General features: G+C 73.8%; 22 protein-coding genes. 18 read left to right on the top strand and 4 right to left on the bottom strand.

Annotated elements, in window-relative coordinates:
- The first annotated feature begins 38 nt into the window (after positions 1 to 38).
- The 3 genes from purN to ACI793_RS16355 are packed head-to-tail and all read left to right on the top strand — an operon-like array spanning position 39 to position 2,832.
- A complete protein-coding gene (purN, locus tag ACI793_RS16365; RefSeq protein ID WP_456607432.1) occupies positions 39 to 653 on the top strand; it encodes a phosphoribosylglycinamide formyltransferase in 615 nt (204 codons plus the stop codon).
- Complete coding sequence (purH, locus tag ACI793_RS16360) at positions 650 to 2,200, top strand: bifunctional phosphoribosylaminoimidazolecarboxamide formyltransferase/IMP cyclohydrolase (protein WP_456607431.1); 1,551 nt, start codon at positions 650 to 652, stop codon at positions 2,198 to 2,200. The genes purN and purH overlap by 4 nt, the downstream gene beginning before the upstream one ends.
- The gene (locus ACI793_RS16355; protein WP_456607430.1) at positions 2,200 to 2,832 is read left to right on the top strand and encodes a pentapeptide repeat-containing protein; all 633 of its coding nucleotides are present in this window, start codon (positions 2,200 to 2,202) and stop codon (positions 2,830 to 2,832) included. Before purH ends, ACI793_RS16355 begins: the two co-directional genes overlap by 1 nt.
- 115 nt (positions 2,833 to 2,947) lie before the next feature.
- On the opposite strand, the gene ACI793_RS16350 is transcribed toward ACI793_RS16355, so the two are convergent.
- Positions 2,948 to 3,472 (bottom strand): hypothetical protein, encoded by a 525-nt coding sequence (locus tag ACI793_RS16350; RefSeq protein WP_456607429.1) that lies wholly within the window; start codon positions 3,470 to 3,472, stop codon positions 2,948 to 2,950.
- Between the two features lie 89 nt (positions 3,473 to 3,561).
- On the opposite strand from ACI793_RS16350, the gene ACI793_RS16345 reads away from it, so the two are divergent.
- The 5 genes from ACI793_RS16345 (at position 3,562) to ACI793_RS16325 (ending at position 8,000) form a co-directional block, all read left to right on the top strand.
- On the top strand, positions 3,562 to 4,431 hold the full coding sequence (locus ACI793_RS16345) for a bifunctional methylenetetrahydrofolate dehydrogenase/methenyltetrahydrofolate cyclohydrolase (protein ID WP_456607428.1): 870 nt from the start codon (positions 3,562 to 3,564) through the stop codon (positions 4,429 to 4,431).
- The gene (locus ACI793_RS16340; protein WP_456607427.1) at positions 4,428 to 4,742 is read left to right on the top strand and encodes a DUF3017 domain-containing protein; all 315 of its coding nucleotides are present in this window, start codon (positions 4,428 to 4,430) and stop codon (positions 4,740 to 4,742) included. Before ACI793_RS16345 ends, ACI793_RS16340 begins: the two co-directional genes overlap by 4 nt.
- Before the next feature lie 47 nt (positions 4,743 to 4,789).
- Positions 4,790 to 5,743, top strand: coding sequence for a malate dehydrogenase (gene mdh / locus ACI793_RS16335; protein ID WP_456607426.1), 954 nt, complete (start codon positions 4,790 to 4,792; stop codon positions 5,741 to 5,743).
- Positions 5,744 to 5,784: 41 nt separating this feature from the next.
- Positions 5,785 to 6,999: an NADP-dependent isocitrate dehydrogenase gene (locus ACI793_RS16330; RefSeq protein ID WP_456607425.1), complete on the top strand. Its 1,215-nt coding sequence runs from the start codon at positions 5,785 to 5,787 to the stop codon at positions 6,997 to 6,999.
- 110 nt (positions 7,000 to 7,109) lie between these two features.
- Positions 7,110 to 8,000, top strand: coding sequence for a DUF559 domain-containing protein (locus tag ACI793_RS16325; RefSeq protein ID WP_456607424.1), 891 nt, complete (start codon positions 7,110 to 7,112; stop codon positions 7,998 to 8,000).
- 62 nt (positions 8,001 to 8,062) lie between these two features.
- Here ACI793_RS16325 and ACI793_RS16320 read toward each other — a convergent pair whose 3' ends face one another.
- Positions 8,063 to 9,007: a CAP domain-containing protein gene (locus ACI793_RS16320; protein WP_456607423.1), complete on the bottom strand. Its 945-nt coding sequence runs from the start codon at positions 9,005 to 9,007 to the stop codon at positions 8,063 to 8,065.
- Between the two features lie 201 nt (positions 9,008 to 9,208).
- Here ACI793_RS16320 and ACI793_RS16315 point away from each other — a divergent pair, with 201 nt between their 5' ends.
- Positions 9,209 to 10,555 carry a hemolysin family protein gene (locus ACI793_RS16315; protein WP_456607422.1) on the top strand — a complete coding sequence of 449 codons (1,347 nt, stop codon included), beginning with the start codon at positions 9,209 to 9,211 and terminating at the stop codon, positions 10,553 to 10,555.
- Here the strand turns inward: ACI793_RS16315 and galE are convergent.
- Positions 10,552 to 11,505, bottom strand: a complete 954-nt coding sequence (galE, locus tag ACI793_RS16310; RefSeq protein ID WP_456607421.1) for a UDP-glucose 4-epimerase GalE — start codon at positions 11,503 to 11,505, stop codon at positions 10,552 to 10,554. The genes ACI793_RS16315 and galE overlap by 4 nt on opposite strands.
- Positions 11,506 to 11,540: 35 nt before the next feature.
- On the opposite strand from galE, the gene hisC reads away from it, so the two are divergent.
- The 3 genes from hisC (at position 11,541) to ACI793_RS16295 (ending at position 14,297) form a co-directional block, all read left to right on the top strand.
- Entirely contained in the window at positions 11,541 to 12,665 is a 1,125-nt protein-coding gene (gene hisC, locus ACI793_RS16305) for a histidinol-phosphate transaminase (RefSeq protein ID WP_456607420.1), read from the top strand.
- Between the two features lie 61 nt (positions 12,666 to 12,726).
- On the top strand, positions 12,727 to 13,752 hold the full coding sequence (trpS, locus tag ACI793_RS16300; protein WP_456607419.1) for a tryptophan--tRNA ligase: 1,026 nt from the start codon (positions 12,727 to 12,729) through the stop codon (positions 13,750 to 13,752).
- A 29-nt stretch (positions 13,753 to 13,781) separates the two neighbouring features.
- A complete protein-coding gene (locus ACI793_RS16295; RefSeq protein ID WP_456607418.1) occupies positions 13,782 to 14,297 on the top strand; it encodes a 2'-5' RNA ligase family protein in 516 nt (171 codons plus the stop codon).
- Here the strand turns inward: ACI793_RS16295 and ACI793_RS16290 are convergent.
- Positions 14,278 to 15,525 carry a D-alanyl-D-alanine carboxypeptidase family protein gene (locus ACI793_RS16290; protein ID WP_456607417.1) on the bottom strand — a complete coding sequence of 416 codons (1,248 nt, stop codon included), beginning with the start codon at positions 15,523 to 15,525 and terminating at the stop codon, positions 14,278 to 14,280. The genes ACI793_RS16295 and ACI793_RS16290 overlap by 20 nt on opposite strands.
- 273 nt (positions 15,526 to 15,798) lie before the next feature.
- Here ACI793_RS16290 and ACI793_RS16285 point away from each other — a divergent pair, with 273 nt between their 5' ends.
- The 6 genes from ACI793_RS16285 (at position 15,799) to ACI793_RS16260 (ending at position 22,931) form a co-directional block, all read left to right on the top strand.
- Positions 15,799 to 16,845, top strand: coding sequence for a BMP family lipoprotein (locus tag ACI793_RS16285; protein WP_456607416.1), 1,047 nt, complete (start codon positions 15,799 to 15,801; stop codon positions 16,843 to 16,845).
- Positions 16,846 to 17,107: 262 nt separating this feature from the next.
- Positions 17,108 to 18,688, top strand: a complete 1,581-nt coding sequence (locus tag ACI793_RS16280) for an ABC transporter ATP-binding protein (RefSeq protein ID WP_456607415.1) — start codon at positions 17,108 to 17,110, stop codon at positions 18,686 to 18,688.
- The gene (locus ACI793_RS16275; RefSeq protein ID WP_456607414.1) at positions 18,685 to 19,869 is read left to right on the top strand and encodes an ABC transporter permease; all 1,185 of its coding nucleotides are present in this window, start codon (positions 18,685 to 18,687) and stop codon (positions 19,867 to 19,869) included. Before ACI793_RS16280 ends, ACI793_RS16275 begins: the two co-directional genes overlap by 4 nt.
- Positions 19,870 to 19,924: 55 nt before the next feature.
- Positions 19,925 to 21,205 carry an ABC transporter permease gene (locus ACI793_RS16270; protein ID WP_456607413.1) on the top strand — a complete coding sequence of 427 codons (1,281 nt, stop codon included), beginning with the start codon at positions 19,925 to 19,927 and terminating at the stop codon, positions 21,203 to 21,205.
- A complete protein-coding gene (locus tag ACI793_RS16265) occupies positions 21,205 to 21,645 on the top strand; it encodes a cytidine deaminase (protein WP_456607412.1) in 441 nt (146 codons plus the stop codon). The genes ACI793_RS16270 and ACI793_RS16265 overlap by 1 nt, the downstream gene beginning before the upstream one ends.
- On the top strand, positions 21,645 to 22,931 hold the full coding sequence (locus ACI793_RS16260; protein ID WP_456607411.1) for a thymidine phosphorylase: 1,287 nt from the start codon (positions 21,645 to 21,647) through the stop codon (positions 22,929 to 22,931). The genes ACI793_RS16265 and ACI793_RS16260 overlap by 1 nt, the downstream gene beginning before the upstream one ends.
- The last annotated feature ends 6 nt before the right edge of the window (positions 22,932 to 22,937 follow it).

Genomic DNA, 22,937 nt, shown 5'->3' with positions numbered 1-22,937 from the left:
CCGGCGGGCCCGATCGGTCCGGCGGTTAGGGTCGCGGGGTGAGCAGCCCCGGACGATCGACGTCTCGGGCACGGGTCGTCGTCCTGCTCTCCGGCACCGGCTCGCTCTGCGCCGCGCTGCTCGACGCGACGGACGACCCCGGCTACCCCGCCGACGTCGTCGCCGTGGGCGCCGACCGCCCGGCCACCGGCCTCGAGCACGCCCGCCGCCGCGGCATCCCGACCTTCGTCTGCGCGCTCCGGGACCACGCCGACCGCGCCGCCTGGGACCGGGCGCTGGCCGCCGAGATCGCTGCCCGCGATCCGGACCTGGTCGTCTCGGCCGGCTTCATGAAGATCGTCGGACCGGCCGTGCTCGACGCCGTCGGCAACCGGATGATCAACACGCACCCGGCGCTGCTGCCGGCGTTCCCGGGCGCGCACGCGGTGCGGGACGCCCTCGCCGCCGGCGCCGCCGTCACCGGGGCCTCGGTCATCACGGTCGACGCCGGCGTGGACACCGGACCGGTGCTGGCCCAGCGCGAGGTGCCGGTGCTGCCCGACGACGACGAGCCCCGACTGCACGAACGCATCAAGGCCGTGGAGCGCGAGCTCCTGGTGGAGACGGTGGCCCGCCTGGCGGCCACCGGGACGAGAGGACACAGCTCCCGATGAGCGACCGCAGCCCGATCCGTCGCGCCCTGCTCGGCGTCTACGACAAGACCGGCATCGAGGAGCTGGCCCGTGGGCTGGCCGGCGCCGGCGTGGAGCTGGTCAGCACCGGCGCCACCGCCCGCCGGATCGCCGACGCCGGCATCCCGGTCACGCCCGTCGAGCAGGTCACCGGCTTCCCCGAGTGCCTGGACGGGCGGGTCAAGACCCTGCACCCCTCGGTGCACGCGGGCATCCTCGCCGACCGCCGCCGGCCCGAGCACCGGGCGCAGCTCGAGGAGCTCGGGATCGCCGCCTTCGACCTGGTCGTGGTCAACCTCTACCCGTTCACCGAGACCGTGGCCTCCGGCGCGGCTCCCGACGAGTGCGTCGAGCAGATCGACATCGGCGGGCCCGCCATGGTGCGCGCGGCGGCGAAGAACCATCCGTCGGTCGCCGTCGTCGTCGACCCCGCGCGCTACGACGACGTCCTGGCCGCCGTGTCCGACGGAGGCTTCACCCTCGAGCAGCGCCGCCGCCTGGCGGTCGCCGCGTTCCGGCACACCGCGTCCTACGACATCGCCGTCGCCTCGTGGATGGGCAGCGTCCTCGCACCCGACCCGGACACGGACTTCCCGGAGTGGGTCGCCGCGAGCTGGGAGCGGGCCGACGTGCTCCGCTACGGCGAGAACCCGCACCAGGGCGCCGCCCTCTACCGCGGCGCCCTTCCCGGGCTGGCGCACGCCGAGCAGTTGCACGGCAAGGCGATGTCCTACAACAACTATGTCGACACCGACGCCGCCTGGCGGGCCGCGCACGACCACGCGGACCCGTGCGTGGCGATCATCAAGCACGCCAACCCCTGCGGGATCGCCGTCGGGCAGGACATCGCCGCCGCGCACCGCAAGGCGCACGCGTGCGACCCGCTGTCGGCCTTCGGCGGCGTCATCGCGGCCAACCGCGAGATCGACCTGACGATGGCCGAGCAGGTCGCCGAGGTGTTCACCGAGGTCGTCGTCGCCCCGTCGTTCACCGACGACGCGCTCCGCGTGCTGACCGGCAAGAAGAACATCCGGCTGCTGCGCCTGCCGCACCTGCCCGGGGCCGCCGCGGAGCTGCGGCCGGTCAGCGGCGGCCTGCTGCTCCAGGCCACCGACCGCATCGACGCGGCGGGGGACGACCCGACGTCGTGGACGCTGGCGACCGGGGAGCCCCTGGACGCGGCCGGTCTGGACGACCTCGTGTTCGCCTGGCGGGCGGTCCGCGCGGTGAAGAGCAACGCGATCCTGCTGGCGCACGACCGGGCGACGGTCGGTGTGGGCATGGGCCAGGTGAACCGGGTGGACTCCGCGCGGCTGGCCGTGGCGCGGGCGGGGGAGCGGGCGACCGGCTCGGTGGCGGCCTCGGACGCGTTCTTCCCGTTCGCCGACGGTCTCCAGGTGCTGCTGGACGCCGGCGTCCGCGCCGTCGTCCAGCCCGGCGGGTCGGTGCGCGACGAGGAGGTCGTCGCGGCGGCGGCCGCCGCCGGCGTGCCGCTCTACCTGACCGGTACCCGCCACTTCGCCCACTGATGGTCTCGTCGCGTCCGCACGTCGGCCCGCCGGAGCCGGGGGCGGAGGTGGAGGGAGAGGACTTCGCCCGGGTCGACTGGTGGGGCGCCGAGCTCGACGGCGTCACCTTCACCCGGTGCCGGTTCGACGACGCCTCCCTCGAGGAGCTCGTCACCCGGCGCTGCGTGTTCGACCAGTGCGTGCTGACCGGTGTCCGGCTGAGCGGTTCCCGGCACTCCGGGTCGGCCTTCCTCTCCTGCCGGTTCGACCGGGCCGTGCTCCGCGACGTCACCTGGGACGGCTGCAAGCTGACCGGCTCGCAGTTCCCCGGCGCCCACCTGCGGCCCATGACCGCGACCGAGTGCGACTGGAGCTACGCGAACCTGCGTGCCGCCGACCTGTCCGGGCTGGACCTGTCGGGCCAGCGGTTCCGGGAGGCCGACTTCACCGATGCCGACCTGCGGGAGTGCGACCTGACCGGCGCCGACCTGGACCGGGCGCGGCTGCAGGGCGTGAAGCTGCGCGGCACCGACCTGCGCGGGGCGTCGACGGACGAGGTCAACTGGCTCGCCTTCGAGCTGACCGGCGTCCGGCTGGACCTGGGGCAGGCGGTCCAGTTCACCCGGGCCCACGGCGCCCTTGTGGCTGATTAGCCGGAACGGCGTCGTGAGGAGTGGGGCCCGGAGGGTCCCGCGATCGAGCGGCTGACGCGCTCGGCGCAACGTGGGGACGGCACGTGGCCGCGGTGTCGTCCGGAGGACGACGATGTCATCGGTACTTCCGGCCCGTCAGGAGGGCCTTGAGGCTGCCGAGCAGACCCAGGACGGCGACGGCGATCGCGCACCAGAAGCCGGGGCCGAAGTCGTCGAACTCCCAGCCGGCGTCCTCCAGCGGCACGAGCACCGCCCACACGATCACGCCGCTGACGATGAGCCCCAGCAGCCCGAGGAAGCGGTGCGAGCGCGCCGGCAGCCACATCAGGATGCCCAGGACCAGCAGCACGCCGCCGCCGAGCACGACCGCCAGCGGCTGCCACAGGCCGTTGTCGATGACCGCGTCGAGGTCCTCGAAGCCGTCGCGCACGAGGTCCCATCCGGTGCCGTCGACGTCCGCGAGCCAGTCCAGCAGCAGGCTGACCGCGGCCACGATCCCGGCGAGGATCAGCAGCAGCCCGCCGAGGCTCTCGGGGCCGCGGTAGGGCACCGGCTCGGACGAGTACACCGGGGTCGTCGCGCCGGGCGGCGCACCCGAGGCCGCGGTCGCTCCGATGGGGCTCTGTTCGGGCTGGGTCATGCGGCACCTCCGGCTCGGGACGTACTGCTGCGCCACCGAGCCTAGGACCGCGGCGCCGCTCCCGGCAGCTTTCGGGCACACTGTCCGGCGTGCCCGCGACGATCCTGGACGGCAAGGCGACGGCGGCGGCGATCCGCTCGGAACTGACGGGCAGGGTGGCTGCGCTCGCCGCCGCCGGTCACACCCCGGGGCTGGGCACGCTGCTCGTGGGTGACGACCCGGGCAGCCGTTGGTACGTCAACGCCAAGCACTCCGACTGCGCCCAGGTCGGCATCGCCAGCATCCAGCGCGAGCTCCCGGCGACCGCCACGCTCTCCGACGTCCTCGCCGTCGTCGAGGAGCTGAACGCCGATCCGGCCTGCACCGGCTACATCGTGCAGCTGCCGCTGCCCGCCGGCATCGACGAGAGCGTCGTCCTCGAGGCCATGGACCCGGAGAAGGACGCCGACGGCCTGCACCCGGTCAACCTCGGCCGGCTGGTGCTCAACGTCCCGGGCGCCCTGCCCTGCACCCCCGTCGGCATCATCGAGCTGCTGCGCCGGTACGACGTGCCCATCGCCGGAGCCGAGGTCGTCGTCATCGGCCGCGGCATCACCGTCGGGCGCCCGCTGGGACTGCTGCTCACCCGCCGGTCGGAGAACGCGACCGTGACGCTCTGCCACACCGGCACCCGCGACCTGGCCGCGCACGTGCGCTCGGCCGACATCGTCGTGGCCGCGGCCGGGGTCCCCGGCCTGATCACCGCCGACCTGGTGAAGCCCGGTGCCGCCGTCCTGGACGTCGGGGTCAGCCGCGTGGACGGCAAGATCGCCGGGGACGTCGCGAAGGACGTCGTCGAGGTGGCGGGGCACGTGGCGCCCAACCCGGGCGGGGTCGGTCCGATGACCCGCGCGATGCTGCTGCAGAACGTCGTCCTGGCCGCCGAGCAGGCGGCCGCCCGCGAGGCCCTCACCGCGTGACCGAGGGTCGTCCGCCGCTCTACATCCGCCGGCCGTTCGTCGCGGGTCTGGTCCGCCAGCTGCCCCTGCTGGCGGTGCTGGCGGTGGTCGGCGTCGGGCTGGCGCTGGTCATCCTCGAGCACTGGCGCAGAGGGCTCACCGTCATGGGGCTGGCGCTGGTGGGGGCGGCGCTGCTGCGGCTGTTCCTCCCGGAACGCCGGGTGGGTTTCCTCGCCGTGCGCAGCCGCCCGGTGGACGTCGTCCTGCTCGCCGCCGCGGGCCTGGCGCTGACCACCATCACGCTGGCCATCCCGAGTCTCCGGGTCCCGTAGCGCACCCGCTGAGGCGCGACGGCGTCCGCGGCGCTAGGTTGGCGGCCATGGCAGACAAGCCTCGGAACGGCAAGGTCACCGTGGTGGGCGCCGGGTTCTACGGCTCCACGACCGCTCTCCGTCTCGCCGAGTACGACGTCTTCGAGACCGTCGTCCTCACCGACATCGTCGAGGGCAAGCCCGAGGGCCTGGCCCTCGACATCAACCAGTCGCGGCCGATCGAGGGCTTCGAGACCCGGGTGGTGGGGGTCGGGGGCGGCTCCTACGAGGGCACCGAGGGGTCCGACGTCGTCGTCATCACGGCGGGCATCCCGCGCAAGCCGGGCATGAGCCGGATGGACCTCATCGAGACCAACGCGGGGATCGTGCGGCAGGTGGCGGAGAACGTCGCCGCCACGTCGCCCGACGCCGTCGTCATCGTCGTCTCCAACCCGCTGGACGAGATGACCGCGCTGGCCCAGCTGGCGACGCAGTTCCCCAAGGGCCGCGTCATGGGGCAGGCCGGGATGCTGGACACCGCCCGCTTCACCAACAACGTGGCCGAGGAGCTCGGCGTCCCGGTGTCCTCGGTGACGACGCTGACCCTGGGCTCGCACGGCGACACGATGGTGCCGGTGCCGTCGCGGTGCACCGTCGACGGCAAGCCGCTGTCCGAGGTGATGGCGGCCGACCGCATCGACTACCTGGTCGACCGCACCCGCAACGGTGGGGCCGAGGTCGTGGCGCTGCTCAAGACCGGATCGGCGTACTACGCCCCGTCGGCGGCGGCGGCCCGCATGGCCAGGGCCGTGATCGAGGACTCCGGCGCCGTGATGCCGGTGTGCGCCTGGGTGGACGGCGAGTACGGGATCAGCGGCGTCTACCTGGGCGTCGAGGCCGAGATCGGCCGACAGGGAGTGCGGAGGGTCGTCGAGGGCGACCTGTCCGAGAGCGAGCTGGCCGGGCTGCGCGACGCAGCCGAGGCCGTGCGCGCCAAGCAGGCTGACGTAGCCGACCTCTGAGCGAACGCTCGGAGCAGCAAGCAGAGAGAAGGAACGCGCACGTGGCGAAGATCAAGGTCGAGGGCACCGTCGTCGAGCTCGACGGCGACGAGATGACCCGGATCATCTGGCAGTTCATCAAGGACCAGCTGATCCTCCCGTACCTCGACGTGAACCTGGAGTACTACGACCTGGGCATGGAGTCGCGTGACGCGACCGACGACCAGGTGACCATCGACTCCGCCAACGCCATCAAGAAGCACGGTGTCGGCGTCAAGTGCGCCACGATCACGCCGGACGAGGCGCGGGTCGAGGAGTTCGGCCTGAAGAAGATGTGGCGCTCCCCGAACGGGACGATCCGCAACATCCTCGGCGGCGTCATCTTCCGCGAGCCGATCATCATGAAGAACGTCCCGCGCCTGGTGCCGGGCTGGACCAAGCCGATCATCGTCGGCCGTCACGCCTTCGGTGACCAGTACCGCGCCACCGACTTCAAGTTCCCCTCGGCGGGCACGCTCACGGTCACCTTCACGCCGACGGACGGCTCGGAGCCGATCGAGCACGAGGTCTTCCAGGCCCCCGGCGCCGGCGTCTCGCTGTCGATGTACAACCTCGACGACTCGATCCGCGACTTCGCGCGGGCGTCGATGAACTACGGCCTCGACCGCGGCTACCCGGTGTACCTCTCCACGAAGAACACGATCCTCAAGGCCTACGACGGCCGGTTCAAGGACATCTTCGAGGAGGTCTTCCAGGCCGAGTTCAAGGAGAAGTTCGACGCCGCCGGCATCACCTACGAGCACCGGCTGATCGACGACATGGTCGCCGCCTCGCTCAAGTGGGAGGGCGGCTACGTCTGGGCCTGCAAGAACTACGACGGTGACGTGCAGTCCGACACCGTGGCCCAGGGCTTCGGCTCGCTCGGCCTCATGACCTCGGTGCTCGCGACCCCGGACGGCCGCACGGTCGAGGCCGAGGCCGCCCACGGCACCGTGACCCGGCACTACCGCCAGCACCAGCAGGGCAAGGAGACGTCGACCAACCCGATCGCGTCGATCTTCGCCTGGACGCGGGGCCTGGCCCACCGCGGCAAGCTGGACGGCACCCCCGAGGTCACCCGCTTCGCGGAGACCCTGGAGCGGGTCTGCATCGACACCGTCGAGAGCGGTCAGATGACCAAGGACCTCGCGCTGCTGATCTCCAAGGACAGCCCGTGGCTGACCACCCAGGACTTCCTGGCGGCGATCGACGCCAACCTCAAGAAGGCCATGGTCTGAGGTAGTCCCCGACGTACGGCGGCCCCCGCACCCTTCCCGGGTCCGGGGGCCGTCGCGTGTCCTGGGGACGACGCAGCCGGCGGCGCGTCCTGCTCGGGCACGCTCCTCCGGTGCCCGTCCCCACCCGCCCGGCCGCCCTGCACGGCGCGGTCTTCCGGGGCCGCGACGTCGTGGCCGACGGCCTCCTGACGCCCGCCGCCCTGCGGAGCACCGCCTGGCGCCGGTTGTACCGGGGCGTCTACGCCGATGCCCGACTCCCGGACTCGTTGACCGTGCGCATCCGCGGCGCGCGGCTGCTGGCCCCGCCCTCCGCCGTCTTCAGCGGCCGGACCGCCGCCCATCTGCACGGGGCGACGGCGCTCGCCGACAGGCGTGCACCGGTGGAGGTGACGGTGCCGGCGGGCGTGCGGTTCGGCCCGGTCGAGGGCCTACGGGTGCGCCGGCTCGACCTGCCCGTCTCCGATGTCGCCGATCTCGGCGGATGGCGCTGCACGACGGCGGTGCGCACGGCGCTGGACATCGCGCGGTGGGACCCCCTCCCCGAGGCGGTCGCGGCGCTGGACGTGCTGCTGGGCATGCGCGTCGTCGGTGCGGAGGAGTTGCGGGAGGCGGCCGCTGCCCGCCGCGGCCGGGGTGCGCGGCAGGCCGCGCGCGCGGTGGGGCTCGCGGATGCGCGGGCGGAGTCCCAGCCGGAGTCGCGGCTCCGCGTGGTCCTGACGGTGGCCGGCCTGCCGCCGGTCCCGCAGCACGTGGTCCGGGACGCCGACGGTGGGTTCGCCGCGCGCGTCGATCTCGCCTATCCCGAGCTGCGGGTGGCGGTCGAGTACGACGGTGCCTGGCACGCCGAGGACGGCCAGTTCGCGCGGGACCGCCGTCGGCTCAACAGGCTGGTGGCTGCCGGCTGGACCGTCCTGCACGTCACCGCGGCCGACCTTCGCGACCCGGAAGCGTTGGTTCGGCGGGTGCGAGCACTCCTCCGCGACGCAACTGCGGGGAAGTAGTCCCTCGCAGCAGGGTCGGAGCGACAACTTCCCCGCACGTGCGGACGATGAGTGCGGCGGGGTCAGCTGAAGAGCTGGGTCCACCAGGGGCCGCTGCCGCCGTCGGCGATGCCGACGCCGAGCCGCTCGAGCCCGCAGTCGAGGATGTTCGCCCGGTGGCCGGGGCTCGACATCCACGACTCCATGACCGCCGCGGCGTCGGCCTGCCCGCGGGCGATGTTCTCGGCCCGGGCGGAGAGGCCGGCGGCAGAGGCGCGGTCGAAGGGGCTCAGACCCGAGGGGTTGACGTGGTCGAAGAAGCTCCGGTCCCGCATGTCGGCGCTGTGCGCGGCGGCGACCGCGGCGAGCCCGCGGTCGGCGGCGACGGGGGAGCAGCCGGCGGCAGCGCGCTCCTGGTTCACCAGCGCCAGCACCTGCCCCGCGCGGTCGGACGGCGCCGGCGGCGGCGGGGGAGCGGGCGTACCGGCCAGCGTGGGCCGCGGCGCCACGGGAACGGGCGAGGTGGTCGTCGGCGACGGCCGGTCCGGGGCCGCGGTGGTCTGCGCCGGGGGTGCCGGATCGGGCACCGGGACGACGGCCGGCGGGGGCGTCGGGGCCTCGACCGGCGACGGCGCCGGCGCGGGCGCCGGTGCCGGCGCTTCGGCGGGCGCGGCCGCGCGCCCGGACCTGCTGACCGGGATCTCCACCCGCGCGGCGCCGTCGGCGTCGAGCGCCAGCCAGGCGGAGGCGCTGGCGAAGGTCGAGGACGTCGGACGCCCGTCCAGGCCCATGACCACCGGCGTGTCCGCGGAGCGCGCGGCCGCCGAGGCCTCCAGTGCGGTCCCCGACGGCGAGCCGGGGCCGGCGACGACCGGGGCGGCCAGCACGAACCCGGTCACGAGGGCCAGCACGGGGACGACGATCCGCCAGCGGCCGCCCATGCCTCGTCCGCCCGCGACGGGGCGGTGCCGCGCGCCGGGGGTGACGAGGTCGGCCGACAGCGGTCGGGTGCTGGAACGGTGGCGCACGGGACTCCCCGAGATGATCACGATTCGTTATCGAGTCGAGACTAAACGTAAGCGCAAGAGGACCGACAGTGCACGAGACGCAGGTCACGTCGAGCGGCGTGGACGCCGTCAGGGCCCGGAGCGCGGTACGGGGGGCGCCCCGCCAGGGCACGATGGGGTGCCCGCACCGCCCCATCCCAGCTCTCGAGGAGTACGCCGCCGGTGAGCGACGTCTGGCTCAACATCGTCATGGTCGTCGTCTTCGTCATGATCGGCGGGGTCTTCGCCGGCGCCGAGATCGCGCTGGTCTCGCTGCGCGAGTCGCAGGTCCGGGCGATGGCCGAGACCGGGCGCCGGGGCAAGGCGGTGCAGAAGCTGCTCAGCGACCCCAACCAGTTCCTCGCCGCCGTCCAGGTCGGGGTGACGCTGGCCGGGTTCTTCTCGGCGGCCTTCGGTGCCAGCACCCTGTCCGAGCCGCTGGCCGACCGGCTGGCCGCCGGGGGGGTCTCCCCGGGGCTCTCCAGCACGCTCGCCCTGGTCCTGGTCACGATCGCGATCAGCTACCTGTCGCTGGTCGTCGGCGAGCTCACCCCGAAGCGGCTCGCCCTCCAGCGGGCCGAGGGGTTCGCCCTGGTCGTCGCCGCGCCCCTGAACGCCATCGCCAAGCTGTCCCGGCCCGTCATCTGGCTGCTGTCGAAGTCCACGAACGCGCTGGTCCGCCTGCTGGGCGGCGACCCCACCCAGAGCGGGGAGTCGATCAGCCAGGAGGAGCTGCGCGACCTCGTGGCCGCGCACGAATCCCTCAGCAGCGACGAGCGGCGGCTGATCGACGAGGTCTTCCGCGCCGGCCAGCGCGACGTGCGCGAGGTCATGACCCCGCGCACCGAGGTCGGTTTCCTCGACGCCTCGATGACGACCAGCCGCGCGGCCAAGCAGGTCGCGGACTCCAACTGGTCACGCTTCCCGGTGGCCGGCCGCGACCAGGACGACGTCGTCGGCTTCGTGCACGTCCGCGACCTGTTCCTCCCCAACCACCCGGCCGGCCGGGCCGCCACCGTGGGCGACCTCGCCCGCGAGGTCAAGCGGCTGCCCGGCACCGCCGGGGTGCTCACCGCGCTCAGCGAGATGCGGCGGGAGAACCAGCACCTGGCGATCGTCGTCGACGAGTACGGCGGTACCGACGGGATCGTGACGCTGGAGGACCTCATCGAGGAGGTCATCGGCGAGATCTACGACGAGTACGACGCCGAGGTCGAGCCGGAGGCGCGCCAGTCCCCGGACGCTCCGCGCGAGGTCGACGGACTGCTCAACCTCGACGACTTCACCGAGGCCACCGGGCTGCAGCTGCCGGAGGGTCCCTACGAGACCGTGGCGGGGTACGTGCTGGCCGGTCTCGGGCGGCTCCCCGAGGTGGGCGACACCATCGTGGTGGAGGGCCGGGAGATCGCCGTCGTCGAGCTGGACGGACGGCGGATCGCCCGGCTGCGGGTGGACCCGCCCCCGCCGGAGCCCGAGGACGGCGAGGCGGCCGCGGCCGACCCGGACGGCGTCGAGCGCCCGACCGGCTAGCGGGTGCGCGCGACGTCCCAGGCGTCGCGGACGATGCCCACCAGGTCGGTGTGCCGGGGCGCCCAGCCCAGGTCGGCGCGGATGCGATCGCTCGAGGCGACCAGCTGCGCGGGGTCGCCGGCCCGCCGCGGTCCGTCGGTGGTCGGGATCGGGTGCCCGGTGACCTCGCGGGCGGCGTCGACGACCTGCTGCACGGAGAAGCCGGTGCCGTTGCCGAGGTTGTAGATGCGGTGCTCACCGGCCGACGGCGCGGGCAGCGCCAGGAGGTGTGCGTCGGAGAGGTCCTCGACGTGCACGTAGTCGCGGATGCAGGTGCCGTCCGGCGTGGGGTAGTCGCGGCCGAACACGGTCAGCGACTCGCGCTGCCCGGCCGCGACCTGCAGCGCGAGCGGGATGAGGTGCGTCTCGGTCGTGTGCCGCTCGCCCAGCCCGAACGCCGCACCGGCCACGTTGAAGTACCGCAGGCTCACCGCCGCGAAGCCGTGCGCCACCGCGTAGGACGTCAGCATGTGGTCGACGGCGAGCTTCGAGGCGCCGTAGGTGTTGGTGGGCCGGGTCGGTGCGTCCTCGCGGATGGGGACCTGGTCGGGCTCGCCGTAGGTGGCCGCGGTCGAGGAGAAGACGATCCGGCGGCAGTCGGCGGCGCGCATCGCCTCGAGCAGGGCCAGTGAGCCGCCGACGTTGGTCGACCAGTAGTCCTCCGGCTGCTGCTGGGAGACGCCGACGAGCGACCTCGCCGCGAAGTGCAGCACCGCCTCGGGCCGGACGTCGGCGAGCACCGGCGCCGAGTCGTGCAGCGACACCTCCGCCAGCGTCGCCCCCGACGGCACGGCGTCGGCGTGCCCGGTGGAGAGGTCGTCGAGCACGGTGACCTCGTGGCCGTCGGAGAGCAGGGCAGCGGTCACTACGCTGCCGATGTAGCCGGCTCCACCGGCGACCAGGACGCGCATGCCGCCACCCTAGGCGGCCGAGGAGGTCGAAGCCCGTGGTGAGCCCCCGCCCGGCGATCCAGGCCCTGCCGGCGTACCGGCCCGGGCGCAACCCGGCCGACCTCGCCCGCGAGATCGGCGTCGACCGGGCGGTCAAGCTGGCCAGCAACGAGGTCGCCTTTCCGCCGCTGCCGTCCGTCGTCCAGGCCGTGGCCGCAGCCGCCGGTGACTGCCACCGCTACCCCGACAACGGCGCCGGCGTCCTCACCGCGGCGCTGGCGGAGCGCTACGGCGTCGACCCGGCGCAGATCGCCACCGGCTGCGGCGCGGTGATGCTGTGCCAGCAGCTCGCCCAGGCCTACAGCGAACCCGGCACGAGCATCGCGTTCGCCTGGCGGTCCTTCGAGATGTACCCGCTGCTGGCCCGGGTGGCCGGCGCCCGCCCGGTCCAGGTGCCCCTCGTCCCCGGTCGCGACGGCGGCCCCGCCGACACCCACGACCTCGACGGTCTGCTGGCCGCGATCGACGACACCACCCGCCTGGTCTTCGTCTGCAACCCGAACAACCCCACCGGGACGGCGGTCCGCCGCGCCGAGCTCGAGCGCTTCCTCGACGCGGTCCCCGCGACGACGCTGGTCGTCCTGGACGAGGCCTACCGGGAGTTCGTCAGCGACCCCGACGTGCCCGACGGCGTCGAGCTGATGCGCGGCCGCGCCAACGTCGCCGTCCTGCGCACCTTCTCCAAGGCGTGGGGCCTGGCCGGGCTGCGGGTCGGCTACCTGATCGCCGAGGACCCCGCCGTCGCCGAGGCCGTGCGCAAGACCCACGTCCCGTTCAGCGTCTCGATGCTCGCCCAGGCTGCCGCCGTCGCGGCCCTGGCCAGCGAGGACGAGGTGCGCCGGCGGTGCGCCGCCGTCGTCGCCGAGCGGGAGCGGCTCACCGGGGAGCTGCGCGACCGCGGCCTGGACGTCGCCGACAGCCAGGCCAACTTCGTCTGGCTGCCGGTGGGGGAGCAGGCCGCGGCGCTGGCCGCGGCCCTCGAGGCACGGGCGGTGATCACCCGGCCCTTCCCGGGCGAGGGGGTGCGCGTGACCGTCGGTGCGCCCGGGGAGGACGACGCCTTCCTGGCCGCGCTGGACGCCGTGCGCGACGACGTGCCGGTGGCGGTCCGCCCCGCCTGAGTCCCCACCGGAACGGGGGAGGCCGGAACGAGGAGTCCCGGCGGCTGGTTTGATGGCGTCCGTGCCGCCGCAGTCGAAGTCATTGCCCCGTGTGCTCTCCGGCATCCAGCCCTCCGCGGGCTCCTTCCAGCTCGGCAACTACCTCGGCGCGCTCCGGCAGTGGGTGGCTCTGCAGGACACGACCGAGGCGTTCTACTGCGTCGTCGATCTGCACGCGATCACGTTGCCGCAGGACCCCGCCGAGCTGCGCCGGAGCACGCTGGTCTCGGCCGCGCAGCTGCTGGCGCTCGGCGTCGACCCGGCCCGCAGCACGCTGTTCGTGCAGAGCCACGTGCCGGAGCACCTGCAGCTGTCCTGGGTCATGGAGTGCCTGACCGGGTTCGGCGAGGCCGGCCGGATGACCCAGTTCAAGGACAAGAGCCAGCGCGAGGGCACTGCCGGTGCGACCGTCGGCCTGTTCACCTACCCCGTGCTGCAGGCGGCGGACATCCTCGTCTACCAGGCCGACCAGGTGCCGGTCGGTGAGGACCAGCGCCAGCACCTGGAGCTGACCCGCGACCTGGCGACGCGGTTCAACAGCCGCTTCGGGACGACGTTCACGGTGCCGGCCGCCTACATCCCGCCGGGCGCGGCGAAGATCCTGGACCTGCAGTCGCCGGAGCGGAAGATGAGCAAGAGCCTGCCCCCGGCGGGCACGGTGTACCTGCTCGACGAGCCGGCGGTGACGGCGAAGAAGATCCGGTCGGCGGTGACCGACACCGGCCGCGAGATCGTCGCCGACCCGGCGGGCAAGCCCGGCGTCACCAACCTCCTGAACATCCACAGCGCGCTCTCCGGGCGCAGCGTGCGGGAGCTCGAGGAGCACTTCACCGGCCGTGGCTACGGCGACCTGAAGAAGGAGCTGGCCGAGGTCGTCACCGAGTTCGTGACTCCGGTGCGGCAGCGCACCACCGAGCTGCTCGACGACCGGGCCGAGCTCGAGCGGATCCTGGCCGACGGCGCCCGGCGTGCCCGCGAGGTGGCGCGGCAGACCGTGGCCGAGGCGTACGACCGCGTCGGTTTCCTGGCCCCGGGGGCGCCCGTATGACCCCGGGGGGTCCCGCGGAGGCCAGGGCGGTGATCGGCGTCGTGGTGACGGTGCCGGAGCCGTGGGCCCAGCTGCTCGTCGACTGGCGCACGAAGGTGGGCGATCCGCAGGCCCGCCTCGTGCCCCCGCACGTGACCCTGCTGCCCCCCACCGAGGTGGCCGTGGCCGACCGGTCCGCGGTCGCCGAGCACCTCGCCGGCGTGGCCCGCGCACACCCCGCGTTCACCATGCACCTGGCGGGGACCGGCACCTTCAGCCCGGTCTCGGACGTGGTCTTCGTCGCGGTGGCCCGCGGGATCGGTGACTGCGAGCTGCTGGCCACCGACGTCCGCCAGGGTCCGCTGTCCCGGCCGCTGGCCTACCCGTACCACCCGCACGTGACGGTCGCGCACGACGTGGCCCCCGACATGCTCGAGCTGGCCTACAGCGGCCTGGCCGACCTCTCGGCCCAGTTCCAGGTGGAGCACTTCACCGAGTTCGAGCAGACCCCGACCGGCGCCTGGGCCGTCGCCCGCGAGTACCCGCTCACCGGCCCTCCTCGCTGACCCGGCGCACCGCCCTCCGCCGGCCGGCCACGGTGAGGACGACGACGCCCGCCGCGGCCACCGCCAGCGCGGCGCCCAGCAGCGGCGGGGGCGCGTCCTCCGCCGGGTCCGGCGGAACCGCCGCCGCGGGCTGTCCGGCGGCGGGCCCTGCCGAGCGGGTGGGCTCGGCCACCTCGGTCGGCTCGGCCACCTCGGTGAGCTCGACCAGGTCGGCCGGCTCGACGAGCCGGCCGACGCCGTCGGTCCCCGGCGGGACGGCGAAGCCCCAGTCCAGCAGCAGCGCGGCCTGGTCGGCGGCGCGCAGCGGCCGGGGCTCGGTGTCGAGCACGCTCACGACCAGCCGGCGGCCGTCCCGTTCCGCCGCGGTCACGAACGCGTGCCGGGCGGCGTCGGTGAAGCCGGTCTTCCCGCCGAGCGTGCCCGGGTAGCCCGCGAGCGGGTTCTGGTTCTGGATCTGGAAGCCGGGGGCGCGGCCGGGCACGTCGGGCACCTGCGCCGTCGGCGTGATCAGCAGCGCGGCGGTCACCGGGTCCTCCACGAGGTCCCGGAAGATCAGCGCCAGGTCGTAGGGCGACGACGACTGCCCGGCGACGTCCAGCCCGGAGGGTCCGCCGACGACGGTGTCGTAGGCGCCGATCGCCTCGGCCGTCTCGGTCATGGCCGCGACCGTCGCCTCGGTGCCCCCGGCGGCGCGGGCCAGCGCGTTCGCGGCGTCGTTGCCCGACTGCAGGACGAGCCCCTGGAGGAGGAGGCCGACGGAGTACTCGCCGCCGGCGAGCAGGCCGATGCGGCTGCCCTCGATCTGCTCGTCCTCCGGTGTGCCGACGACGACCTGCGCCGGATCGAGCCGGGGCGCGAGGGTCAGCAGGGTCAGCGCCTTCAGCGTGCTGGCCGGGTAGTAGCGGCCGTGCGGGTCCCGGGCGGCGAGCACCGCGCCGGACCGTGCGTCGGCCACCAGCCAGCCGGAGGCGGCCAGCGGTCCGGGCAGCGGGGGAGTGCCGTCGGCCACGACCAGCCCCCGCGTGTCCAGGTCCTCGCCACCGACCGTGCTTCCGTTGGGAGCGCTGCCCTGCGGAGGCCGTTCGGTGCGTGGCGCGCTCGGGGTGGGCGCACCCGGATCCGCGGTCGGGCGCGGCGCCTCCGCGGACGCCGCCGTCACCGGGAACACGGCGAGCCCCGCGGCCAGCAGAGCTGCCACCGGCCCGCGCAGGCCATCTCGTCGTCCCATGCGGAGGAACGGTAGGGGGCGCCCCCGGCGCCGTCGCGGGTGACCCAGGACACCGTGCGGTGGGTGAGGGCGGGCGCTTCGCAACGATCGGGTCTCAGTCCACGCCGCGACCGGGGGCGGTCCACGGACCCGCGGTTAGCGTTCTGCGTCGTGTTCCGCCGCGCTGCGCTCCGGCGCCCGGGGAGGAACGCCGACCGAAGGACTTCACCGGGACGCGCAGCCTCGAGGCGCGCGGGTCCCCCCAGAGAGGAGATCGTCTTGCGCCGAGCGCGGATGACGAAGACGGCGGCGCTGCTGCTGGCCGGCGGCCTGGCCCTGTCGGCGTGCGCCAGCGACGAGGACGGCGGCGACGGCGGCAGCGGCGGCGCGAGCGACGGCGACCTCAAGGTCGGTGTCGCCTACGACACCGGCGGCCGTGGCGACAAGTCCTTCAACGACTCGGCCATCGCCGGTGTCGAGGCGGCCGTCCAGGAGCTGGGTGGCGACGTCGAGGAGGACATCGAGGAGCTCTCGCCCAACGACGACGGCTCCAACCGCGAGGAGCTGCTGACCCAGCTCGCCGAGAACGGCTACAACCCGGTCATCGCAGTCGGCTTCGCCTACGGCGACATCATCGCCGACATCGCGTCGGACTACCCCGAGACCGACTTCGCGATCGTCGACACCTCGGTCGAGGACATGGGGGAGGACAACCTCACCGGCCTGGTCTTCGCCGAGGAGGAGGGCAGCTTCCTCGCCGGCGTCGCCGCCGCGTCCAAGAGCGTGACCGGCCACATCGGCTTCGTCGGCGGCCAGGAGAGCCCGCTGATCAAGAAGTTCGAGGCGGGCTTCAAGGCTGGTGCCGAGGCCGTCAAGCCCGACATCATCGTCGACACGACCTACCTCTCCCCGGCCGGCGACCCCTCCGGCTTCGGTGACCCCGAGGGCGGCAAGGTCGCGGCGCAGAGCATGTACCAGTCCGGCGCGGACATCGTGTTCCACGCCGCCGGTGGTTCCGGCGAGGGCGTCTTCGAGGCGGCCGTCGAGGCCGGTCAGCGCGCCATCGGCGTCGACTCCGACCAGTACCTGAGCGCGTCGCCGGAGCAGCAGGCCGTGATCATGACGTCGATGCTCAAGCGGGTCGACAACGCGGTCGAGGCCTACATCACCGACGTCGCCGAGGGCAACGTCGAGGGCGGCACCGACATCCTCAACGACCTCTCCACCGAGGGCGTCGGGCTGTCGGACTCCGGTGGCTACATCGACGACATCCAGGACGTCCTCGACGACTTCCGCCAGCAGATCATCGATGGCGACATCGAGGTTCCCACCACCCCGTGACACCGGCGCGGGACCGCTCTCGGCGGTCCCGCGCACACGGGTCGGTCCCACGGCGGGCCCGGGCGCACTCCGCCCGGGCCCGCCGTTGCCGTGAGGGCTGGTTCACCGCCGTGCCGGGGCGTGCGACATCATGCGCGCAGCCGGTCGGCAGCGCTGCCGACCGGCGGACCCGGTGGGCGACGCAGGACCTGCGTCCTCCCGGCGAACAGCAGCAGACGTGCCCCGCCCACCCGCGGAGGCACCGCGAGAGGAAGGCCCACCCATGGCCGAGGCAGCAGCCGGCGGCGCGCACCCGCCGGGGACGGCGACCGGAGACGTCCCGTACGCGGTGGAGCTGCGCGGCATCACCAAGCGCTTCCCCGGGGTGGTCGCCAACCGCGACATCCAGCTGCGGGTCCGCCGTGGCGAGGTGCACGCGATCGTCGGCGAGAACGGTGCCGGCAAGTCCACGCTGATGAAGACGCTCTACGGGATGCACCGTCCCGACGAGGGCACGATCCTGCTCGACGGCCGCGAGACGACGCTGCGCAGCCCGTCGGACGCCATCGCCGCGGGGATCGGGATGGTGCACCAGCACTTCATGCTGGCCGACAACTTCACCGTCCTGGAGAACGTCGTCCTGGGCAGCGAGCCGACGCGCGGCGGGCGGCTCGACCGCACCACGGCCCGCCGGCGCATCACCGAGCTCTCCGACCGGTACGCGCTCAACCTCGATCCCGACGTCCTCGTCGAGGAGCTCGGGGTGGGCGACCGGCAGCGGGTCGAGATCGCCAAGGTGCTCTACCGGGGCGCGACGACGCTGATCCTCGACGAGCCCACCGCCGTCCTCGTCCCCCAGGAGGTCGACGAGCTGTTCGGCAACCTGGCCGAGCTCACGCGCGAGGGACTCACCGTCATCTTCATCTCGCACAAGCTCGACGAGGTGCGCAAGGTGGCCGACTCGATCACCGTCATCCGCCGGGGCACCACCGTCGGCACCGCGGACCCGAAGACGACGACGGCGCGCCAGCTGGCCGAGCTGATGGTGGGCTCGGAACTGCCGACGCCCGGCGCGCGGAAGGACACCGTGCGGGACGTGCCCGTCCTCCGGCTGCGCGGGCTGACCGTCGCCTCGCAGGGCAGCCGGCCCGCCGTCGACGACGTCTCGCTGCTCGTCCGCGAGGGGGAGGTCGTGGGGATCGCCGGCGTCGAGGGCAACGGCCAGGCCGAGCTGGTCGACGCCATCATGGGGCTGCGCCCGCTCGCCGACGGCGCCATCGAGCTGGGTGAGGAGGACATCGCCGACTGGAGCACCCGCGCCCGCCGCGAGGCCGGGGTGGGCTTCATCCCCGAGGACCGGCACCGCCAGGGCATGCTGCTCGACGCCCCGCTGTGGGAGAACCGGATCCTGGGCCACCAGACCCGCCCGCCGGCGGTCAAGGGGCTGTTCATCGACCGCCGGGCGGCGCGCGCCGACACCGAGCGGATCATGGACGAGTACGACGTCCGCGCCCCCGGACCCGACACCCCCGCGGTGGCGCTGTCCGGCGGCAACCAGCAGAAGCTGATCGTCGGGCGCGAGATGAGCGCCTCGCCCCGGCTGCTCGTCGCCGCGCACCCCACCCGCGGCGTCGACGTCGGCGCGCAGGCCGCCATCTGGGAGCTGCTCAACACCGCCCGCGCCGACGGGCTCGGGATCCTGCTGATCTCGGCCGACCTGGACGAGCTGATCAGCCTCTCCGACACGCTGCACGTCATGCTGCGCGGCCGGCTGGTGGCCACGCTGGATCCGACGGCGGTCACACCCGAACAGCTCGGCGGCCACATGACCGGCGCCCACGACGGCGCGGCGGGTGCCGCGTGACCGCCCTCCGCCGGCTCGGGTCGGCCCTGCTCGCCCCGGCCCTGGCCGTCGTGGTCGCGGTGGTCATCACCACCCTGGTCATCCTGGCCATCGGCGAGAACCCGGGGACCGCGCTGCAGGTGCTGCTGGACTTCGGGGACACCCCGGCGCAGCAGACCCAGTCGATCGTGGTGATCCTCAACCGCGCGGTGCCGCTGTTCCTCTCGGGCCTGGCGGTCGCGGTGGCCTTCCGCATGGGGCTGTTCAACATCGGCGTCGAGGGCCAGTACCGGATGGCCACGGTCCTCGCCGCCGGCGCCGGGGCGGCGGTCGCCCTGCCCGGCCCGCTGCACGTGCTGCTGATCATCGTCGTGGCGATGGCGGTGGGCGCCCTGTGGGCCGGCATCGTCGCCGTCCTCAAGGTCACCCGCGGCGTGAGCGAGGTGATCAGCTCGATCATGCTCAACTTCATCGCCCTGGGCACCGCGTCCTGGCTGCTCACCGGCCCGCTGCGGGGCAGCGAGGAGGGGGCGGCGATCATCACCACGACGGACATCCCCGAGTCCGGCTGGTTCCCCGGCCTCAACGGGCTGTTCGACGTCGTGGGGCTGGCCCAGCCGCGGTCGGAGCTCTACGGCTTCCTGCTGGTCGCGATCGTCGTGGGCGTGCTGGTGGCCGTGGTGCTGACACGCACCCGGTTCGGCTTCGACCTCCGGGCGACCGGCATGTCGCCCTCGGCCGCCACGGCCAGCGGCGTCGACGCCCGTCGCATGGTCATCAAGACGATGCTCATCTCGGGCGGGATCGCCGGCCTCATCGGGCTGCCCGACCTGCTGGGCGACACGCGCCACTTCGGCACCGAGTTCACCGCCGGCCTGGGCTTCCTGGGCATCGCGGTGGCCCTGCTCGGCCGGGGCAGCCCGATCGGCATCGCCTTCGCCGCACTGCTGTTCGCCTTCCTGGACCGGGCCGCGGTGCCGCTGCAGTTCGCCGACATCCCCGCCTCGGTGGTCACGATCATCCAGGGCACGATCGTGCTCGCGGTCGTGATCGCCAACGAGCTGGCCCGGCAGCTCAACCGGCGGCGGGCCGAGCGGGGCAGCGGGCAGGGCGACCCGCCCGCCGACGACGGGACGTCCGCGGGCCCCGGAGGCCCGGTCGGCACCCGGATCACCGACGACCGCCAGGGGGCCGGAGCATGAACCTCCCCCACGAAAAGGCTCCGCTGGCGCTCCACGTCTCCGAGGGGACCCCGACATGAGCACCGCGACGACGGCAGCCACCTCCGCCCCGAACCGCGGACCGCTCACCGAGCTCTTCCTCGGGGGCGGCAAGGCACGCCGGATCACCTGGGGCTTCGTCGGGCTGATGCTGCTGATGTCGGTGGTCCGCATCGTCTCCGGCGAGCAGGCGCTCACCTCGTCGTCCACCTTTGCGACGGCGCTGCTGCTGGCGGTGCCCATCGGGCTGGCCGCGCTGGGCGGACTGTTCTCCGAGCGCGCGGGCGTGGTGAACATCGGCCTCGAAGGCATGATGATCCTGGGCACCTGGGGTGCCGGGTACGCCGGCTACCAGTGGGGCTGGGTCGGCGCGATCGTCGGCGGCATCGTCTTCGGCGCCGCCGGTGGGCTGCTGCACGCCGTCGCCACGGTCAGCTTCGGCGTCGACCACGTGGTCTCCGGCGTGGCCATCAACATCCTGGCCGGGGGCATCGTCCGGTTCCTCTCCGAGCTGGTCTACGCCGGCAGCGACGTCGGGGGCGGGGTCACCCAGTCACCGGCGCTGTCCAGCAGACCGCCGAGCTTCTCGCTGCCGGTGCTGTCCTCGGGCCCCGATCTGCTCGGCGACCTGCAGGACACCGACTGGTTCCTCGTCTCCGACGTCGCCGGTCTGCTGCGCGGGCTCACCAGCGGGGTGGGCATCCTGACGCTCATCGCGATCCTGCTCATCCCGGTCACCTACCTGGTGCTGTGGCGGACCGCTTTCGGGCTCCGGCTGCGCTCCTGCGGGGAGAACCCGGCGGCGGCCGACTCCCTCGGCGTGCCGGTCTACCGGATGAAGTACATCGCGGTCGTCATCTCCGGCGGCCTGGCCGGGCTCGGCGGTGTGGCGCTGGTCTTCGTCGCCAACATCTACAAGGAGGGCCAGACCGGCGGGCGCGGCTTCATCGGCCTGGCGGCGCTGATCTTCGGCAACTGGCGGCCCGGCGGCCTGGCCGCCGGCGCGGGCCTGTTCGGCTTCGCCGACGGCCTGCAGCTGCGCAGCCGCACCGCCGTCGTCGCGCTCCTGCTGCTCCTCGCCGTCCTGCTGGTGGCGGTCGCGGTGTTCCAGACCGCCCGTGGCAAGTACGTGCAGGCGGTGGTGGCCGCGGCGTTCGCCGGACTGAGCCTGGTCGGCTTCCTGACCATCGAGGAGCTCCCCACCGGCATCGTCTCCTTCACCCCGCACCTGATCACGCTGCTGGTGCTGTCGCTGGCCTCCCAGCGACTACGGATGCCGAAGGCCGACGGGCTGGTCTACCGGCGAGGGGATCACTAGTGGCCACGCACGGGAACGTGGACTGGGACGCGCTGCGGACCGCGGCCCGGGAGGCGATGACCCGCGCCTACGCGCCCTACTCGCGGTTCCCGGTCGGGGTCGCCGGCCTGGTCGACGACGGCCGGCTGGTGACCGGCTGCAACGTCGAGAACGCCTCCTACGGGCTGAGCCTGTGTGCCGAGTGCGGCATGGTCAGCGACCTGGCCCGCTCGGGCGGGGGGCGGCTGGTCGCGGTCGCCTGCGTGGGCGGGGACGGGCAGCCGCTCATGCCGTGCGGCCGGTGTCGCCAGCTGCTCTGGGAGTTCGGGGGACCGGAGATGCTCATCGAGACCGTCTCGCTGGGCACCTCGGGAAGCCGGATCGTCCCGATGCGCGAGGTGCTGCCGGACGCCTTCGGGCCCGACGACCTGGTCGCGGCAGCGGATCGGGAGCGGAGCTGATGGCCGCCCACGACGCCATCGACGTCATCCGGGCCAAGCGGGACGGCGTCGAGCTCTCGGCCGACCAGATCCGCTGGGTCATCGACGCCTACACCGCAGGCAGGGTGCCCGACGAGCAGATGAGCGCACTGCTGATGGCGGTGTTCTTCCGCGGCATGACGCCCGACGAGCTCGCCGTCTGGACCCGGTCGATGATCGATTCCGGGTCGCGCAAGGACCTCTCCTCGCTCGGACGGCCCACCGCCGACAAGCACTCCACCGGCGGCGTCGGCGACAAGATCACCCTGCCGCTGGCGCCGCTGGTCGCCGCCTGCGGGGTCGCCGTGCCGCAGCTGTCCGGGCGGGGTCTCGGGCACACCGGCGGCACGCTGGACAAGCTCGAGGCGATCCCCGGCTGGCGGGCCGACGTGGACGAGCGGGCCTACCTGGCGCAGCTGCGCGACGTGGGCGCGGTGATCTGCGCGGCCGGTGACGACCTCGCCCCCGCGGACAAGCTGCTGTACGCCCTGCGCGACGTCACCGGCACCGTCGAGTCGATCCCGCTCATCGCCAGCTCGATCATGAGCAAGAAGATCGCCGAGGGTGCCGACGCGCTGGTGCTGGACGTGAAGACCGGCTCGGGCGCGTTCATGAAGGACCCCGACGCCTCCCGCGAGCTGGCCCGCACGATGGTCGGGCTGGGCGAGGCGGCCGGCGTCCGCACCGTCGCGCTGGTGACGGCGATGGACCGGCCGCTGGGCCGGGCCGCGGGCAACGCCGTCGAGGTCGCCGAGTCGGTGGAGGTGCTCGCCGGCGGCGGTCCGGCCGACGTCGTCGAGCTGACCCTGGCCCTGGCCCGCGAGATGCTCGCCGGCGCCGGGCGTCCCGACGTCGACCCCGCCGAGGCGCTGGCCGACGGCCGGGCCATGGACGTGTGGCGCCGGATGATCGCCGCGCAGGGCGGGAACCCCGACGCGCCGCTGCCGCGGCCGGCGGAGACCCATGTGGTGACCGCCCCGGCCACCGGCACGCTGACCCGGCTGGACGCGTTCTCCCTCGGCGTCGCCGCCTGGCGGCTGGGTGCCGGCCGGGCCCGCAAGGAGGACCCGGTGTCCGCCGCCGCGGGCGTCGTCTGGACCGCGGGGGTGGGGGAGCGGGTGACCGCCGGACAGCCGTTGCTCGAGCTGCATACCGACGACGCCGCCCGCATCCCGCGGGCCCTGGAGGCGCTCGAGGGCGCGTTCGGCGTCGACACCGGCGACGAGGTGCTCCCGCTGGTCCTCGACCGCATCACCGCAGGGTCGTAGAGGACA

Source organism: Blastococcus sp. SYSU DS0617, assembly GCF_054051075.1.
This window is presented reverse-complemented; position numbering and strand designations above follow the sequence as displayed.